Annotated in this window: 16 protein-coding genes; 2 read left to right on the top strand and 14 right to left on the bottom strand. The window is 29.1% G+C overall.

The genetic code is table 11. The features are described 5' to 3' along the window. Positions 1-32 precede the first annotated feature (32 nt). The 3 genes from IR152_RS05615 to IR152_RS05605 all read right to left on the bottom strand — a co-directional run bounded on the left by IR152_RS05615 (position 33) and on the right by IR152_RS05605 (position 1,597). On the bottom strand, positions 33-698 hold the full coding sequence (locus IR152_RS05615) for an MgtC/SapB family protein (protein WP_227450821.1): 666 nt from the start codon (positions 696-698) through the stop codon (positions 33-35). 150 nt (positions 699-848) lie between these two features. Further along, positions 849-1,010, bottom strand: a complete 162-nt coding sequence (locus IR152_RS05610; RefSeq protein WP_009891746.1) for an aspartyl-phosphate phosphatase Spo0E family protein — start codon at positions 1,008-1,010, stop codon at positions 849-851. A 77-nt stretch (positions 1,011-1,087) separates the two neighbouring features. After that, positions 1,088-1,597, bottom strand: a complete 510-nt coding sequence (locus IR152_RS05605; protein ID WP_003432371.1) for a Gx transporter family protein — start codon at positions 1,595-1,597, stop codon at positions 1,088-1,090. A gap of 206 nt (positions 1,598-1,803) precedes the next feature. Here IR152_RS05605 and IR152_RS05600 point away from each other — a divergent pair, with 206 nt between their 5' ends. Together IR152_RS05600 and feoB are read left to right on the top strand one after the other, a co-directional pair. Beyond that, a complete protein-coding gene (locus IR152_RS05600; protein WP_227450820.1) occupies positions 1,804-2,022 on the top strand; it encodes a FeoA family protein in 219 nt (72 codons plus the stop codon). Positions 2,023-2,039: 17 nt separating this feature from the next. Then, positions 2,040-3,986, top strand: coding sequence for a ferrous iron transport protein B (gene feoB, locus IR152_RS05595; RefSeq protein ID WP_227450819.1), 1,947 nt, complete (start codon positions 2,040-2,042; stop codon positions 3,984-3,986). An 86-nt stretch (positions 3,987-4,072) separates the two neighbouring features. Here feoB and IR152_RS05590 read toward each other — a convergent pair whose 3' ends face one another. From IR152_RS05590 to IR152_RS05540, 11 genes are all read right to left on the bottom strand, one after another. After that, positions 4,073-5,128 (bottom strand): SIS domain-containing protein, encoded by a 1,056-nt coding sequence (locus IR152_RS05590; RefSeq protein WP_227450818.1) that lies wholly within the window; start codon positions 5,126-5,128, stop codon positions 4,073-4,075. A gap of 47 nt (positions 5,129-5,175) precedes the next feature. Continuing rightward, a complete protein-coding gene (locus IR152_RS05585) occupies positions 5,176-5,976 on the bottom strand; it encodes a PTS system mannose/fructose/sorbose family transporter subunit IID (RefSeq protein WP_227450817.1) in 801 nt (266 codons plus the stop codon). Next, positions 5,969-6,760, bottom strand: coding sequence for a PTS mannose/fructose/sorbose/N-acetylgalactosamine transporter subunit IIC (locus IR152_RS05580; protein ID WP_227450816.1), 792 nt, complete (start codon positions 6,758-6,760; stop codon positions 5,969-5,971). Before IR152_RS05580 ends, IR152_RS05585 begins: the two co-directional genes overlap by 8 nt. Positions 6,761-6,799: 39 nt before the next feature. Then, a complete protein-coding gene (locus IR152_RS05575; RefSeq protein WP_227450815.1) occupies positions 6,800-7,222 on the bottom strand; it encodes a PTS sugar transporter subunit IIA in 423 nt (140 codons plus the stop codon). Positions 7,223-7,238: 16 nt separating this feature from the next. Then, positions 7,239-7,718 carry a PTS sugar transporter subunit IIB gene (locus IR152_RS05570; protein WP_227450814.1) on the bottom strand — a complete coding sequence of 160 codons (480 nt, stop codon included), beginning with the start codon at positions 7,716-7,718 and terminating at the stop codon, positions 7,239-7,241. Between the two features lie 124 nt (positions 7,719-7,842). After that, positions 7,843-10,599 (bottom strand): sigma 54-interacting transcriptional regulator, encoded by a 2,757-nt coding sequence (locus IR152_RS05565; protein WP_227450813.1) that lies wholly within the window; start codon positions 10,597-10,599, stop codon positions 7,843-7,845. 591 nt (positions 10,600-11,190) lie between these two features. Beyond that, on the bottom strand, positions 11,191-11,994 hold the full coding sequence (proC, locus tag IR152_RS05560) for a pyrroline-5-carboxylate reductase (protein WP_227450812.1): 804 nt from the start codon (positions 11,992-11,994) through the stop codon (positions 11,191-11,193). Positions 11,995-12,304: 310 nt separating this feature from the next. Then, positions 12,305-14,674: a trans-4-hydroxy-L-proline dehydratase gene (gene hypD, locus IR152_RS05555; protein WP_227450811.1), complete on the bottom strand. Its 2,370-nt coding sequence runs from the start codon at positions 14,672-14,674 to the stop codon at positions 12,305-12,307. Positions 14,675-14,678: 4 nt separating this feature from the next. Continuing rightward, positions 14,679-15,587 (bottom strand): trans-4-hydroxy-L-proline dehydratase activase, encoded by a 909-nt coding sequence (locus tag IR152_RS05550; RefSeq protein WP_227450810.1) that lies wholly within the window; start codon positions 15,585-15,587, stop codon positions 14,679-14,681. Positions 15,588-15,931: 344 nt separating this feature from the next. Beyond that, positions 15,932-17,011, bottom strand: coding sequence for a serine protease HtrA (gene htrA, locus IR152_RS05545; protein WP_227450809.1), 1,080 nt, complete (start codon positions 17,009-17,011; stop codon positions 15,932-15,934). Between the two features lie 153 nt (positions 17,012-17,164). Next, positions 17,165-18,514: a glucose-6-phosphate isomerase gene (locus IR152_RS05540; protein ID WP_227450808.1), complete on the bottom strand. Its 1,350-nt coding sequence runs from the start codon at positions 18,512-18,514 to the stop codon at positions 17,165-17,167. Between the last annotated feature and the right edge of the window lie 229 nt (positions 18,515-18,743).

Raw genomic sequence — 18,743 nt, 5'->3', positions numbered from 1 at the left:
TTATTCACTTTACAAAATATATTGTATATATTTTAGTCCAAATAATCTACATTTATTACTCCTTCTATCATATTTATTTCTTTCATAACATCGTGTAAGTATATTCTTTTATCATAGGATACAATAAAATTGACCTTCCAGTATTCTTCATTACGACATTCTATTTCCATATTTCTTACAATAAGTTGATTTTTTTCAAATTTATCATATAAAAAAGGTATAGAATCCAAATTGCTTAATTTTAATATCAATACATTTTTTTCTTGACTAAATAAAAATATATTGATTATCCTAAGCACAAATAATGCTATCATTACAAATAATCCACCTAAAATTGATAATTCATAATAACCATAACCCACTGCTATACCAATACATGCAGTTGCCCACATTCCAGCAGCTGTAGTAAGCCCTTTTACTCCACCTTTATTTTTTAAAATTGCTCCTGCACCTAAAAAACCAATTCCAGATAATACTTGAGCAGGCATTCTTGCTGGGTCAGCATTTGTATACAAATTATAATCAAAAAATAACCGAATCGAAGTTATTGAAACAATACAAGAACCTATTGCAATTAATATATGTGTCCTAAAGCCTGCAAACTGTCTTATTTTTTCTCTCTCTAGACCTATTATTCCTCCTATTATTAAAGCTAATAGTAACCTTATTGCTATCTCCTTACTTCCTATATCAATCATAATATAAAACCCTCCTGACTTAATCACAACTTATGCCCTACAGATAATTTACACATCAGAAATACTATTTTATATCTTAATATTATTATTAATATATGTAAAATATAGCCATCTGTTAATTTTTGATACAAAAAAACCCACAACTGTGGGCTATTTGCTTAGGTACATGTATTTATTTATTAATATATCTATTTTCTTACTCGATTCTACTAACTCTTCTTGAAATATTTCTGGATATTCTATGTATGTATTTATCTCTTCCCTAACTGCTTCAATCTCATTTTTTAACGCTTCTAATTCATTGTTCGCCATAATAATCACCACTATTACAAATTTGTATATTTTTATATACATTTTATCAAACAATATTATATTTTGTCAATATTATGTCAATAAAACTTACTATAAAAATGTTTTAATTTAGGTATTGTATACCTAGATACTAAACCTACAAACATACCAGTTACTAATGACGCCATTAACATAAATGGTAAGTATCCTATAGCAAGTATATTTTCTATAATTAAACTTGCAACTATTAATTGACCTATATTATGCCCTATTGCACCTATAATGCTTATCCCTATCAGTGATAAATCTTTTATTTTACTTGCTAAATACATAAATAAAAGACTTAGATAAGCTCCTCCTATACTGAATAGTAGATATGATAAAGGGCCTGCGAATATTGATGACAAAATTACCCTGATAGTAACAATTATAACAGTATCTTTGACACCTAACAACATTAATGAAATTAAAGTTATAATATTGCTCAAACCTAATTTCGCCCCTGGAAATATAACTATAAGAGGATTTGGTATATATGTCTCTAGTACGTATAAAGCTAAACTATATCCTATCATAAGACCTAAAAAAGTCATTTTTCTAGTTTTCATTAAGTTAACTCCTTCAAATTTTATCTATCATCTTACATTATAATACAAAATATATAAAAACACCTAATTTAAACTAAAATATTTTTTAATCTATTTAGAATAAATATTAGTTATTTCAACGTGCAATTGACTCTATAATTCTTGACTTTTTGTATCATACTTGTTACAATTTTAATGATAATGAATTTCATTAGGAGGTGTTAATAATGACTGTTTATGATTTAAAAATAGGAGAAAAAAGACTTATTAATAGTATAGATGGAGACATTAAATTATCTAAAAGATTACTTGCACTTGGATGTATAAATAGTACTGAAATAGAAGTTAAAAAGGTTGCCCCATTTGGAGACCCAATTATAATTAGATTTAGAGGTTTTGACCTTGCGATTAGAAAATCTGATGCTAAAAATATTTCTTTACAATAATAGAGGAGGAGCTACCTGTGATTAATGTAGCATTATTAGGAAACCCAAATGTCGGTAAAACTACTGTTTTTAACCTACTTACAGGTTCAAATCAATATGTAGGTAACTGGCCTGGTGTTACTATAGAAAAAAAAGAAGGATTTCTTGGGAAAGAAATAAAAGTTGTCGATTTACCTGGTATATATGCAATGGATACTTTCTCAAATGAAGAAAAGGTTTCTAAATCATATTTAGAAAATGAAGATGTCGATGTAATAGTAAATGTAGTTGATGCCTCTAATTTATCGAGAAACCTTTACTTAACAACTCAACTTATGCAGTTTAACAAGCCTATAGTGATACTGCTTAATATGTTAGACATTGCAGAATCTAAAGGAGTTAATATAGATGCTAAAAAACTAGGCGAAGAACTTGGAGTAATTGTTGTTCCAATTATAGCAAAAAAGAAAAATGGTGTTGATAGGATAGAAGAAGAAATTAAGGGAGCTACACAAAAAGCATTTATATATCAAAAAAACTTTGGAAGTGAAACAGAAACATATAAAAAATTAGAATCCATTTTATCAAGATGTACAAAAACTACATATACACAGAGAAAATCTATCAGTGATAAAATAGACAATATAGTTTTAAATCCTATATTAGCATATCCGATATTTATTGGTATATTGTTCCTCTTATTTAAATTTACCTTTGATTGGGTTGGAGGACCACTACAAGAAGGATTTGCTAGTCTTATAGAAGCTTATATTTCTGTACCTGTTAGTGATATATTATCTAACTCTAGCCCATGGTTTAAATCGCTTATAGTTGATGGAATAATTGGAGGTGTTGGTGGCACTTTACCATTTTTCCCTTTAATATTTACATTGTTCTTTGGTATATCGTTGTTTGAAGATAGTGGATATATGTCAAGAACAGCATTTTTAATGGATAAGGTTATGAGAAAAGTTGGTCTATCTGGTAAAGCATTTATACCTATAGTTATGGGAATGGGATGTTCTTCTCCAGCTATAATGGCAACTAGAACATTGGAAAGTGAAAAGGATAGAAGAGTTACAGCTCTTATTGCACCACTTATGACTTGTGGAGCAAAGTTACCTATATATGCACTATTTGTAGCTATATTCTTTCCACATAATGCTGCTTTAGTAACTACATCACTGTACTTAGTTGGTATAATTATGGCAATTGTAGTTGCATTATTCTTAAATAAAACAGCATTTAAAACAGAGGCTGAACCATTTATATTAGAATTGCCAGAATATAGAATACCTACTATAGATGCACTTGTTAAAAATACATGGAATAAATCAAAAGGCTTCTTGATAAGAGTTGTTACTGTCATGTTTGCAATGTCAGTCGTAATTTGGGGACTTTCTTCATTCAATGTTTTTGGATATACAGAAGATATAAATGTAAGCTTCTTGGCTACTCTAGGGCATATTATATCTCCTATATTCAAACCTCTTGGTTTTGATGATTGGAGAACTTCAGTTGCCATTTTAAGTGGTCTTGGAGCAAAAGAAATCGTAGTAAACTCTTTAAATATACTATATGGTAATTTAACTGTTGTCTTGCCAACAATATTTAATGGAATTACTGCATATACTTTCTTGATATTTACTGCTTTATATACTCCATGTATAGCCGCACTTGCAACTATGAAAAAAGAATACGGCAATAAAATGATGTTTGCATCATTTACATATCAATTTATACTAGCATGGATAATGGCTTTTATAGTTAAAAGTATAGGTGGAGTATTGTTTATGGGTAATTCAATAATGGAGGCTTTGATAGGTGGAATAATTATAGTCCTGGCACTTTTTATTTTATTTAATAAATTCAAGTCTACAAAAAACGGAAGTGGCTGTAGTGGATGTTCTGCTTGCTCTGGATGTCCAAATGCTAGTTCTTGCTCAGATGAGGAAGACAATAATAAAAAAAGTAGTATACACTAATATGTAAATATTTTAGTTTAAAATAACATAGAAGGGGGTGTCTCGAGAAAAAGGCTTATCTCTTTTCTGAGACAGCCTCTTCTTTTTTACTTATTCAACTTCTTGCTACCTAACTTCATGTGGAATTTAGTATCTTTTGGAATACTTGGGTCTATACCTCTTAATGCAGGTATTTCTCCACATATTAGTTGTATAGGTACTATGAAATTAAAAGTTTGATAGTAAGGATTATCTGTAATATCTATTTTTAAGTTTTTATCGTTTTCTATAACATCTCTCCCTATAGCAAATACATTTTCTGTCCATCCAGAAAGTACATCAATCATCTTATTTACTCTAGGCTCTTTTCCCGTATCAAGTATAAATATAGTAGAATCACTGTTTATAGCATTATATATACCATGTATGAACTCTTCAAATTCATATCCAGTTACAGGTATTCTCATTGTTTCTAATAATTTTAATGCTGATTCTAATGTATCTCCATATATATCAGAATGACCTATTATTCTTATTTCTTTAGAATTAACTAACTTTTCTTTGTTTCTTTCAATCCATTGTTTAGACAACTTGTACACTGCTTCAAATCTATCAATTGCATCTAATATCTTATTTATTTCCTCACTATACTTTTCACTAGATATTAAACCTTTTTCTCTAGCTATTTGAAGACCTAATAACATCAAGTTTAATTTTGTACAATAGTATCCTTTTGTTTTAGCTCCAGATTTTTCTTCACCACAATTTACTGTTAATATATAGTCAGAAATCTCATCTATTAGAGCATTTTTACAACCTGCCATAGATGCTATTTTACAACCTTTGTCTTCAGCTAACTTCATAGCATTGTATGTAGAATAACTACTCCCACCTTGAGATATACCTACTACTAGAGTATTTTCATTATCAAACTTAAATGTATCTTCAGTTATCATAAATGGATACATCTTCACAACATCTATGTCTAATAAATTTTGTAAATATGGTTGTACTTGCACTCCTGAGTGATAGCTAGTACCTGAACCTGTTATTATAATCTTTTTTATGTTTTCTTTCTTAACTTCATTAAATAATCTATCTGCATTAGATATAATTTCTCTCATTTTAACGGGTGTTTCTAGCATATAATCTTGTATCGTCATTTTGTACACCTTCCTTATCTATATATTAATAAATTATAATTTAACTTCTATAACAGACCTATAGCATGTAAAGCAATTCCTACTACTATAATGCCTATGGTCAATTTTGTTACACTTACCTTCCTCCTTAACATGTAATATATTACAAATGCAAAAGTTAAAGGTAACATATTAGGTATTATTTTATCTAATATATCTTGTAAAACTACTTCTGCACCATTTAAGTTAAATTTAAGAGGAGTAGTTATACTTAACATAGTTGCAACCATTCCTCCTACAACAAATAAACCAACAGTTGTAGCCATAGACATTATTTTCTCCATAAGCCCTTCTCTTTGTATTCTTTCAAGAGAATTTACTCCGACTTGATACCCATATTTAAGTCCAAATATTCTAAGAGCAAATGCTGGTATATTGTATAATATCAAGAATAATAGTGGTCCAAATATATTACCTTCTTTTGCAAGTGATACTCCTACTCCAGCTGCTATAATCCTAAATGTCCCCCAAAATAGTGAATCACCAATTCCTGCAAGAGGTCCCATAAGAGCTGTTTTTACAGCACTAATTGAACTTTCATCAAATTCTGGATTATTAGCATTTTCCTCTTCCATAGCTACTGTTATACCTAATATGGTAGGAACTGCCACTGGCGTTGTATTAAAAAGCTCCAAATGTCTTTCTATTGCTTTTGCTTGATTTTCTTTCTTATTATATAACTTCTTTATTGCAGGTAACATTGAATAGCAGTAACCTAAGTTTTGCATTCTTTCGTAATTAAATGCACCTTGAAGAGCAAATGAACGCCAAAACATACTTCTTAATTCTTTTTTTGTTAGTTTATTCAAAGTCAATCTCTCCTTCCGTTAAAGTATTAATTGCTAATTGAGGATTTTGATTATTTTCTTTGTTATTGATATAGAAATTTAGCACAACTGCTACACATACTCCAAATAGAGCTATAGCAGTTATATCTAACCCGCCATAAGATGCTAACAGAAATCCTATAAAGAAAAATACTGACATCTTTTTTGAAAGTAACATATCCATAAGTAATGCAAATCCTACTGCTGGTAACAATGTTCCTGCAACGCCTAACCCATCTAATATAACTTTAGGTATTGCATTTATTAATACTGTAACTTTATCAGCACCAATCATAATTGCTAAAAAGGTTGGAACTGATGTACTTAAAAAGAATAATACTACTGGTAACCACATCATTATGGTAACCTTCTTAAAATCAGCCTGTTTAGCATAAAAAACTGCCTTTTGAGAAAAGTATGAATTTACTATTCTAACTAATACTCCAAGAGATTGCGCTAAGACTGCTACTGGCACTGCTACTGCTAGAGCAACTTCTGCACCATTTCCTGATAATATAGCAAAAGCTGTACCTAATACACCACCAGTTACTACATCTGGAGGAGTAGCTGCTCCTATACCTGCAATTCCCATCCAAATTAATTCAAGCTGTGCACCAATCATAATCCCTGATTTTATATCTCCTAAAACTAATCCTACTAACATACCTGTAACTATTGGTCTATCAAGCATAGATTGACCAAATATACGTCCATCTAATATACCAAATCCTGCTACAATAGCTAACATAATAGCTTGTACTAACATAGTAAACCTCCATCTTAACTTAGTTTAATTTATATTAAACTACATTACATTTTTTATTTTATTCATATTTTCTAATAATTCATTTACATAAACAATTCCATTTTTTGCTTCCTCCAAACCTGATTTAACTAGTAATTTTGTATCTTCCTCAACTAATAAAAGAATAGATAAAAGCATTGGTAGATTTACTCCTGTCAATAACTCAAATTTTAGCCCTTGTAAAAGTAAATTTGTACATATATTTGCTACACTTCCACCAAACACATCTGTTAAAACAACAAATTCTTCACTATATTTGTTATTTGATAATATACTTCTAATTTCTTTCTCAGCATCATCTGTTGACTTATCCTTTGTCATACAAAAATACTCAACATTATTTAATGAACCAATTATTAATTTACTTGTGTCAACAAGTTCTCTAGACAATTCTCCATGTGTTGCAATTAAAAATTTTTTCATTTTCTTCCTCCTTAAATTATTTTATTAAATCCTGTAGTCGTTTCTTTTTATCTCTAGGTAACATTCTGAATTCTATATCAATCCCCAAATCAATTATTTCTTTAAAGTTATTTATATCACTATCATCAACAGCAACTAAATCTGTAAGTTTCTTTTTTCCTTCTTCATATCTTAATCCCCCTACATTTATTTCTTTTAAAACGCCTCCTGAGTTTTTAACTACAATTAAAGCATCTTTGGTGTTTTTTACCAATACTAATACATTACTTTTCTTTGAAGAAGCAAATTTTTCTACTATTTCTCCAGATTCCTCTACCCCCCTTATATATAAAGTTACATTGCTAGGTTTAGCTAAATTTAATGACATAGCTTTCATTTGGTCATTTTTTACTTCATCATTTGCAACTAGTATTACATTTATACCTAGTGATGTTGCCCATCCATATGCTACCTGACCATGTATTAATCTGTCATCAATTCTCATTAAAGATACCATTTTCCTAAAATCCTCCATCATATATTAAGATTTTTATCCTCTTATTTATATATAAAAGCAAAAAGTATGCCAAATAGTGGCATACTTTTTTAAATTTCATTTATTTATTTTATAATCTTGTATTTTACTGTGGTAGACCATAGATAATATTATAGATGTATCCTATTTCTGAAATTGGTATTTGCACACTATAACTCTTTTCTAGCACACTAAATGCATTTTTTATTAGTTTAACTTCACTATGATGGTTTCTAATTAGCAAATTCATATCAGTATACTCTTCAATTTCAGCTTTTCTAACTAATCTTTCAATCATGCAACTTAGATGAACATATAAAGCAATCTTTTTATCATTTGAAAACTTTTTTTTTTGAATATTTTCTAAAGTATTAATTCCCTCTTCTATTCTCTCTATTATCTTTCTTGAATCCAAAATAGTCAGACTATCTATTACTCTAATCAATGAAAAATTTTTTATGATAGAGTCATTTATGTTCTCTATTTTTTCATTTTCTACTACTCTACTAAATATTCTAAAGACATCAGCTTCTCCTTTTCCTGATATTATATCCTCTAACAGTATAAAATCCACTCCATCCACATTTGGATTGGCAGTTCCTACTATAGCCAGTACATCATACATTTCAAAAATCGAGTCTTTATCTCCCATAGAAACAAGACTATCATAATCATAAGGTATTATTTTAACATCAACTATTCCAATTAAACTTTCTGAAAGTAGATGTTGTATTTTTATAGCAGTACCTATCCCTGTAAAACAAGATGATATTATAGCATATTCTTTATTTTTTTGAGGATAATACAATTGTATATTGAGTTTAATTTCTTCATCCATAATTTCTGCAATCTCTTCAATGTTTTTACCTTGCATTAATAAATTTCCTATTTCTAGTGCAGAAATAGTGGATATTTGGTCTATAAATAACATTGGACTATTTATCTTACCCTTTAAATCTTCGTATATAAGATTAAGAGAGCCCATATCAAATAATACAATTAAACCATTTTTTATTCTATCCCCCTCTAGGTATCTAGACATTTGATTTGATACATCAGCAATGGTAGCATCTATAGGCATATCAATAGCTGTAAATACATTTTTACCTAGCATACGATTACATACATTCGCCATACTACTGGCAGTAGCATATCCATGTGCTATAATAATCACATTAACTTGATTAAATTTCATTCTTATAATTGTTGCCTTAATAAATATAATCATTATAATTGTATCTACATTATTAAGGTACATATCCAATCGGTTTGTTATTAATGTTGATACTTTATTTACTATAGAGTATTCTTTATAATTTTCTTTTTTTAAATATATTAGTAATTTATTTTCTAAAGCTTTATATTCATCAGACAATTGATAAGACTCATCCTTCAAATAAAGATAAAATGAAAATGCTAATACATTATTCCCATCGTATTTTATATTGTTGTTAACTTCTAAGTTTCTAAATATATCCTGCATTATAGATATTATAAGCTCCATAAGTACATTTTTGTTTTCATCATTATTTGAAAAAACTAAATTGTCCATTAATCTAATCATTAAACTAGAACTCTTTTTATTAAATAATTCTTTTGTTATTTCATTTTTTTCTAGTCTATCAAAGTAATCTAAACATTTTATGAAACTTTGATATATTATATTTCTTTTATTTTCTCCATTTGAGATTTCAAGACTAAATTGTTTAGGAGAAAATACAATGCTTTTGCTTTTACCACTTTGGAATTGAAACATACCTACATTTTCTATATAAATATTTCTAGGAAGGTCTTGAAGAGTGACAAAAATATTTTCATTTCTTCTTTGATTTTTTGCATATGCTCGTCCACATGCATATTTTATTACATTTTTACATTCACCTATATTGCCCTTGAATTTTATCTTTAAAATCGTATTTAATGTAATTTGAGTTATCTCTATAGGCAAACCAAGTACCTTACTTTCCTCATATATAAAATGTTCTACAATCCTTCTTTTCTCAATAGTCCCTCTCTCTTCTATATTAGGAACATAAATATTTATAGGTATTCTTCTCAAAAAAGTTTGTAAAAACTCAGCTAGGTTTTCTGTCGTAGCAAATACTAACCTTACTCTGGCTCTTCTACTTACTCCATTCTCTCCAATTCTAGAAAATGTACCTGTATCCATAAATGTAAATAACTTTTCCTGACCTTCACTATTTAATCTATGTACCTCATCTAAAAATAAGACACCTCCATCAGACTGTTCTATTAGCCCTGCTCTAGATTCATTAGCTCCAGTATAAGCTCCTTTCACATGCCCAAACAGTATACTAGATAATAACTCCAAATTATTATAATATTGAGCACAGTTTAGTACATTGTATGGAGCATTTTTTTCTAATACATTACTACTTACACTATATTTATATATTATCCTGGCTAAAAAAGTTTTTCCTACTCCACTTTCACCTGTTAGCATTATCGTAAGCCCACCATTTGGATAAAGTACAGCAGTTTTTATTTGTTCTATTACCTCTTTTAAGCTATTGTCATGCCCTATAATACTATTAAATACACTCTCTTGCTTTAATAATTTACACTCATTGTTAAGTTCATCTATATTTTCATAAATACTCTTTTTCGTAGGACCTATTACATCATTTATCTTATTTTTAGGTAAAAAGATAACAGGTCTACTATTTATCTTTATAAGGTTATCAGACTTTACTAAGTCATTTAATAATCTACTTGATTGAGTTCTACTTAAATTAAACTTTTTTACTATATCTTCTGTTACTATACCACTCTGTTTTTTAAGTTCATCAAAATTGTTAAATAATACACATTCATTTATAAAACTTAAAATTTCATCCCTCATGTTCAACCTCCAATATAAATATCAATAATACTATAATAATAGTATACCATTTATATATTTATAAAAAAGCTAATTATATTCCTATCTAACTCTTTTTTGTAAGATTGTAAAATCAAACTTCTATAAGTATAAAGTCCAGATTTTTAGCATAATCTCAAAGTTCTTATCTTCTCGTATATTTGATATAGAACCGATATAAGAATATATTTATTGTATTTATCATAATCAAAAGTAAAACACTATAGATATTTTTAAAACTCATTAGTGAAGAAAATATTTGTAAATTTTATTATCTTATGAATATTATTTCAAATTTACAAAGGCTATAGGTAAATTTATTTTGCGTAAATCTACTTATAGCCTCACAATGATACTTATAAATTTTTTTCTACAATAGTATATTTCAAATATAGTTAAAAATATATCTATTTAAGTATTAATATTTAAGTAATAAACTCTCACTCAATCATTAAATTTCTTCCATAACAAATTACTCTTCTTTTACTTGTACCCCATACATTTCTTTGTAAATATAAGTAAATACTAAAAAAGTAATCCAAGAAGCAATATGATAAACCTCATTTATATCTGTTATTTGCTCATATCTTTAGATTTATCTATACAAGCAACAATAGATTTTATAACTGCTGCTCTAAAACCTTCCTCCTCTAAAACCTTAACTGCTTCTATAGTAGTTCCTGCTGGAGAACAAACCATATCTTTTAATTCACCTGGATGTTTTCCAGTTTCAAGAACCATCTTAGCTGACCCCATTACTGCTTGAGATGCAAATTTATAAGCTTGCTGTCTTGGCATACCAGCTAATACTGCTGCATCTGCCATAGCTTCTATAAACATAAATACATATGCAGGAGAAGAGCCACTAATACCTGTAACTGTATCCATTAAATATTCTGATACTATTTCTGCCTCACCAAATGATTCAAACAAATCCTTAATCATATTTAACTCTTCATCAGTTACATTACTATTTTTACAAAGAGCCGACATTCCTTCCCCAACAAGGGCTGGAGTATTTGGCATTACTCTTACTATTTTTTTATCTGAACCTATAAAGCTTTCAAGACTTTCGATAGTTTTACCTGCTGCTATTGATACTATTATTTTATTTGCATCTATTAATCCTTTAAGTGGTGTTAAAGCCTTTTCACATATATTAGGTTTAAGTGCTACTATTACCACATCAGAGTTTGTAACAGCTACTTTTGAATCAGTTGTAGTATTTACTCCAAACTCTTCTTTTACTTTATCTAAAGCAAATTGACTTAAGTCTGACACAGTTATATCTTCTGCCTTTACTAATCCTGATTGTACTATACCACCTATCATTGCACTTCCCATATTTCCTGAACCAATAAATCCTAAAGTTTTCATATCAAATCTCCTTTTTTCTATTAGTTTTTATTTTAAAGTAGCTAAATTGATTTTATTTTAACTGCTTAAAACTATCTTATTCTCATAAAATATAATCTTATTATGATTATAATAATAATTTATTCCTTATATATGTATGACTTATTAAATATAAATTTAACGATTATTAGATTAAACTTAACGAGCTAACTTCCTATTTAGAAAGTTAGCTCATAATTAGTCTAAAATTTTTGAAATGGCATCTAAGCATCCATACTCTATTATACCAGTTCAGTTTTTATATAGTAAGAAGTTTTGTTTACAAACAATCCTAAAATGTTTGCTCAGTTCTTCCTATTATCTCATCTTGTAATGTTCTACTTAGGTTATTGAAATGGTCACTATATCCTGCAACTCTAACTATCAAGTCTTTGTAATCTTGAGGATTCTTTTGAGCCTCTAACAGTACATTTTTATCAAATACATTAAATTGTATATGATGACCATCCATATTAAAGTATGCTCTTACTAGATTAGCCATATTATCCAATCCTTTTTCTCCTTGAACCACTGATGGTGCAAATCTTTGATTCAATAGTGTTCCTCCAGTTTTTATGTGGTCCATCTTAGCACAAGATTTTATAACTGCTGTAGGTCCATTAGTATCTCCACCTTTTTCAGGTGAAATTCCCTCTGAAACTGGTTTTGCACAAAGTCTACCGTTTGGACTTGCTCCCATAATTTCTCCAAAGTATATATGACAAGTCGTTGGTAGCATATCTACTCTGTATTCTCCACCACAAACAGTTGGTCTACCAGTTACCTCATTGTAATATGCATTGAATATCTCTTGCATTATTTCATCAGCATAATCATCATCATTTCCATATTTAGGAGTCTTATTTGAAACTAAATTAAGTATGGCTTCGTATCCTTCAAAATTAGCATCAAGTGCTTTAAGTAATGTATCCATATCAAATTTTTTCTTATCAAATACATTATATTTTATTGCTGTTAAACTATCTGTTATAGTGCCTATACCAACACCCTGTATATATCTAGTGTTGTATCTTGCCCCACCTCTTTGATAGTCCTTACCTTTTTTTATACAATCATCAACTATTGTAGACATAAGTGGACAAGGCATATGTTTTGCACATATATTTTCTATTACAGCATTTCCCTCTACCTTTATGTCAATCATATAATGTAATTGCTTTTTAAATGCCTCAAATAATTCCTCATAAGATTTAAAGCTTCTAGGGTCTCCAGTTTCAATACCTATTTGCTTTTTACTAATTGGGTCATATCCATTATTTAATGTTAATTCAAGTATTTTTGGAATATTCATATATCCAGTTAAAACATATGCTTCTTTACCAAAACATCCAGTTTCAACACAGCCACTAGTTCCACCAAGTCTAGCATCTTCTATAGTCTTTCCAGCTTCCATAAGCTCTTGAACTATTGCTTCAGTATTATAAAATGCTGGTTGCCCCCATCCTTTTCTCGATATTTCACAAGCCCTCTTTAAGAATTTTTGAGGAGTCTTTTTACTTATTTGAACGTTTGAACTAGGTTGTATCAATTTCATTTCATCCATAACATCAAGTATTATATAACTAACTTCATTAACACCATCTTGACCATCTGGATTTATTCCACCAGTGTTTATATTTGCAAAGTCTGTATATGTACTACTTTCTTTTAATGTTATACCAACTTTTGGTGGTGCTGGTTGATTGTTAAATTTAACCCATAAACATTCAAGTAATTCTTGTGCTCTATCTCTATCTAGTATTCCATTCTCTACATCTCTTTCATAGAAAGGATTTAGATGCTGGTCAAGTCTTCCTGGAGTAAAAGCATCCCATATATTAAGTTCAGTAGTAACCCCTATATGAACAAACCAGTACATTTGTATAGCTTGATGATAAGTTTCTGGTTTGTGAGCTGGTACAACATCACAAGTTTCAGCAATTAACAATAAATCGTTTTTCTTAGCTTCATCTGTTTCCTCTTTTGCCATTTGTCTTGCTTTTTCAGCATATCTTTTGCCTAATATAACCATTGCATCACAAGCTATTGCCATAGCTTCTAAGTCAGCTTTTTTATTATATGCATCTAAATCATTAAGAAAATCTAATTCTTTTAACCTTGCCTCTATGTCTTCCTTTAAATCTAAAAATCCTTTTTTATATATTGTATCTCCACAAACTGTATGTCCTGGAGCTCTTTGCTCCATAAACTCTGTGAACATACCTGCTTCATATGCTGCTAACCATTCAGGTGTCATAGCATTTATTATCTTATCTCTTGTTTGTCTCTTTTTCCAAAAAGGAATTATTTCTTCTTTATGTATTTTTCTTGCTTCTTCAGATACACTAAAATTTATTATATCTCTATTATGCATTACTTCTAAATCTTCCATTGTATGACAACAAATCTCTGGATATGTTGGTGCTCCATTAGGAGAATCCCCTTTTTCGCCTACTATTAATTCTCCATCATTTATGCTAAGAGTTCTATTTTCAATATAATGCTTAAATGATAAAGCACGAAGCACAGGAATCTCTACACTTCCCTCATATTTTTTATAAGCTTCCGTCATAAGTACTGCTCTTTCAATAGATATGTGTGGTTCTGCATTAATACTTTCTTCTCTTAATTTTTTAGTTCTCTCAAAAGTTCCTCTTGCCATTTTATTACCCTCCAATCTTAGTATTGAAATTACTTACCTCAAACAGTCTTTTTATTTCCTCTAATTTTTCTTCTGATGGTCTTTGTAGTTCTTCTCCTTCATACTTTTTATAAATTTTATCATACTTGTGTTTACCAATATTATGATATGGAAGAAGACTTACTGCTTTTATATTCAAAGGCTTTAAAAACTCTATCATTTTTTTAACCTCTAAATTTTCATCATCTACATTTACTCCTACAATTAATGGTATTCTTATATTTATATTAGCTCCTAATTCACTCAAAAGCTTAACATTTTCAAGTATTAAATCATTTGATTTTCCTGTAAATTTTCTGTGCTTTTCTTCATCAATAAGCTTAATATCATATAAGAATAAATCTGCACATTTAGCAACTCTTTCATAATTTTCTGACTTTGCATAACCACAGGTATCAATTGCTACATGAATTCCCTTTGATTTGCACATGTTTATTACTCCACAAATAAAATCCATGTCTTGAGCCATTACTTCTCCACCTGATAAAGTTACTCCACCACCTGATTCTTCATAAAAAACTCTATCCTTCTCTATCTCTTTAACTAAGTCTCTTACAGAATACTCTTGACCAACAATCTCTCTTGCATTGTTTACACAATAGTCTAAGCAAGTTTCACAAAACTCACACTTATCTTGGTCTAGACATATTTTTGTTTCACCTTTATAAATTGCCTTATGAGGACATATATTTATACATGCTTCACACCTTGAACATCTTTCTTCATTATACAAAACTTGTTTTGTATATGTTTGGCTCTCTGGATTATGACACCAAACACACTCAAGTGGGCATCCTTTAAAAAAAACTGTACTTCTTATCCCTGGTCCATCATGTATGCTACATTTTTGTAAGTTTATAACTAATGGATTCATAATTTTTCACCCCTAAATAATATCCATTCCATTTTTTCATTTCTACGTAATTTATCTTTATAGAGTATACCTATGAAAAGCATTTCTACAATTACATAATACTATATTTGTTATTATTTTGTCTATATATTTTTAGTAATATTAAAAATCTTTATTTTTCTATGATATTTATATTGTTTTTGTAAATTAAATTTAAATATTTATTAAATTTATTTTTATAAGAAAATATAGCAATAATCCGTAAACAATATATTATTTTAGTTAATTTATATGTATATACCATAAAAATTAAATAAAAATAGAGACTACACTTTACCATGTAGTCTCTATCTTTCTAGTCATATTTAGAAATTTACATTTATTGTTACTGCTTTTCCGCCTCTATTTACTGTGATTTTTGTACTAGTACCTTTTGAGAAAGTATATAACTTTTTATTCAAGTCATTCATGCCTGTTATATCTGTATCTCCTACTTTAGTTATAATATCTCCTACTTTTACTCCAGCTTTTTCTGCTGCTGAACCAGATATTACTTCTGCAACATAAACACCTTTATCAGTACTTAATTTTGTATCTGTCGCTGCTTCATAATTTGATACATCTGTACCTTTTATACCTAAAGTTACTTTTTCATATTTTCCAGTTTTTATTACTTCTTCAACTATGCTTTTAGCTGTATTAATTGGTATTGCAAACCCTAAACCTTCTGCTTGAGAAGCTTTTGCTGTATTTATACCAATTACTTGACCTTTTTGATTCAACAATGGTCCTCCACTATTTCCTGCATTTATACTTGCATCAGTTTGTAATAAACCAGTCATATTAGTTTTTTCTGTTTGTATAGTTCTATCTAATCCACTTATTATCCCTTGAGTAACTGTTTTTTGGAAATCTAATCCAAGAGGATTGCCTATTGCTATTGATATATCTCCAACTTTTACTTTATCACTGTCAGCAAATTCTGCTGGTGTTAATCCAGTTTTATCAACTTTAACTATAGCCAAATCAAGTTGTTGGTCAAACCATACAACTTTACCTGAAGTTGTCGAACCATCATTGAATAGTACATTTACACTTGTAGCTTGACCATCTGATATAACATGAGAATTAGTAAGTATATATCCATTTGAATCTACTATAATTCCAGTTCCTACACCTTGTGTTTCAGTTGGTATTGCAAACATATTATTAGTATCAACGCTAGTTGTCGTAATACCTACAACAGATGGTGTGGCTTTTTCTGCAACTGCCTGATAAATATTTTGGCTCTTACCATCATCATTTACAACTATTGGCGTAGAATTTCCTGTAGCCTTACTTCCTAAATTGTCTTTAACTAAAATTACTGTTAGTAAACTACTAAGTATTGAACTTATTATAGCAACTAATATTACTAAACTTATACCCTTCTTTCTTCTTGACATCTCATACCACTCCCTATCTAATATAATATAAATTATCAAAATATATTTTTCCCAATTTTTCATAAAAAAATGAAACCATCTATTTTGAGTAAACTCCTTTTCGATGATTTCATTATATTATTTTAATCTTAATTAAACCTTAACTATTTAAAATTATTTAAGTCTTTTTTCTAATTCTTCCTTTTCCTTTTCATAACCTGGTTTTCCTAATAAAGCAAACATATTTTTCTTGTAGGCTTCTACTCCTGGTTGGTCAAATGGATTAACTCCTAATAAATATCCACTTATTCCACAAGCTTTTTCAAAGAAATACACTAAATATCCAAAATTATACTCATCTAATTGTGGTATATTTATTACTAAATTAGGTACTTTTCCATCTGTGTGAGCTAGTAGAGTTCCTTCAAAAGCTTTATGATTAACAAAATCTACAGTCTTACCTGCTAGATAGTTTAAACCATCTAAATCTACTTCCTCTGAATTTATAGTTATATTTCTCTTACAGTTCTCAACATTGAGTACTGTTTCAAATAAAAGTCTTTTTCCATCTTGTATATATTGCCCCATAGAATGTAAATCTGTTGAAAAATCTACAGAAGCAGGGAATAAACCTTTATTTTCTTTTCCTTCACTTTCCCCATAAAGTTGTTTCCACCACTCACTTACATAGTGTAACTGAGGTTCGTAGTTAACCAATAGTTCTACATCTTTTCCTTTTCTATGTAAAATTGTTCTAGCAACAGCATATCTATAACTATCATTACTTTTTAAATCAGGATTTTGAAATGCTTCTCTAGCATCATTTGCACCTTTCATCATAGCATCAATATCAAGTCCTGCAGCAGCAATAGGAAGTAATCCAACTGCTGTCAATACAGAGAAACGACCACCTACATCATCTGGTATTACAAAAGTCTCATATCCCTCTTCTGTAGCTAACTGTCTAAGTGCACCTTTACTTGAATCTGTTGTTGCGTAAATTCTCTTTCTCGCTTCTTCTTTACCATACTTTTTCTCTAAGTAATCTTTAAATATTCTAAAAGCAAGAGCTGGTTCTGTAGTAGTTCCTGATTTAGATATTACATTTACAGAAATATCCTTTCCTTCAATTATATCTAATAAATCCATAATGTATGTTGAGCTTATATTATGCCCTACAAAATATACTTCTGGAGCTTTTCTTTGTTCTTTTTTAAGTCCATTTCTAAAAGAATGACTTACCATATCTATAGCAGCTCTTGAACCTAAATAAGAGCCTCCTATACCTATTACTAAAAGGACGTCTGAATCAGATTTTATCTTTTCAGCAGATTTTTTTATTCTATCAAACTCTTCCTTATCATAATTTTTAGGAAGGTCTATCCAACCTAGAAAAGTATTTCCTAAACCTGTTTTATTATGTAACATCTCATGTGCAACATCTACATATGGTTGCATAACATCTATTTCGTTTTGACAAAAAAACTCCATAGCTTTACTATAATCAAAATTTATTTTTCCCATTTAAATCCCTCTTTTCAGCATATTCGTTTTAAAGAGATTATAACATAAAATATGGGTGTTTTTTTTTAAAATTTGCCACAAAATTATACATATATCATCACTGGCTATTAGGAAATCGATTCTTCTAAATACTATAACTATCTATAAATTTTTAAATTTTAATCAAATAAATTTATAAAAAAAGAAACTCTAAACATATGGTTTAGAATTTCTTTTTATTTATTTTATA

It is taken from the genome of Clostridioides sp. ES-S-0108-01, from assembly GCF_020662285.1.
Lineage (GTDB): Bacteria > Bacillota > Clostridia > Peptostreptococcales > Peptostreptococcaceae > Clostridioides.
Note: the sequence above shows the minus strand (reverse complement) of the source record. Positions and strands in the feature narration are given on the sequence as shown.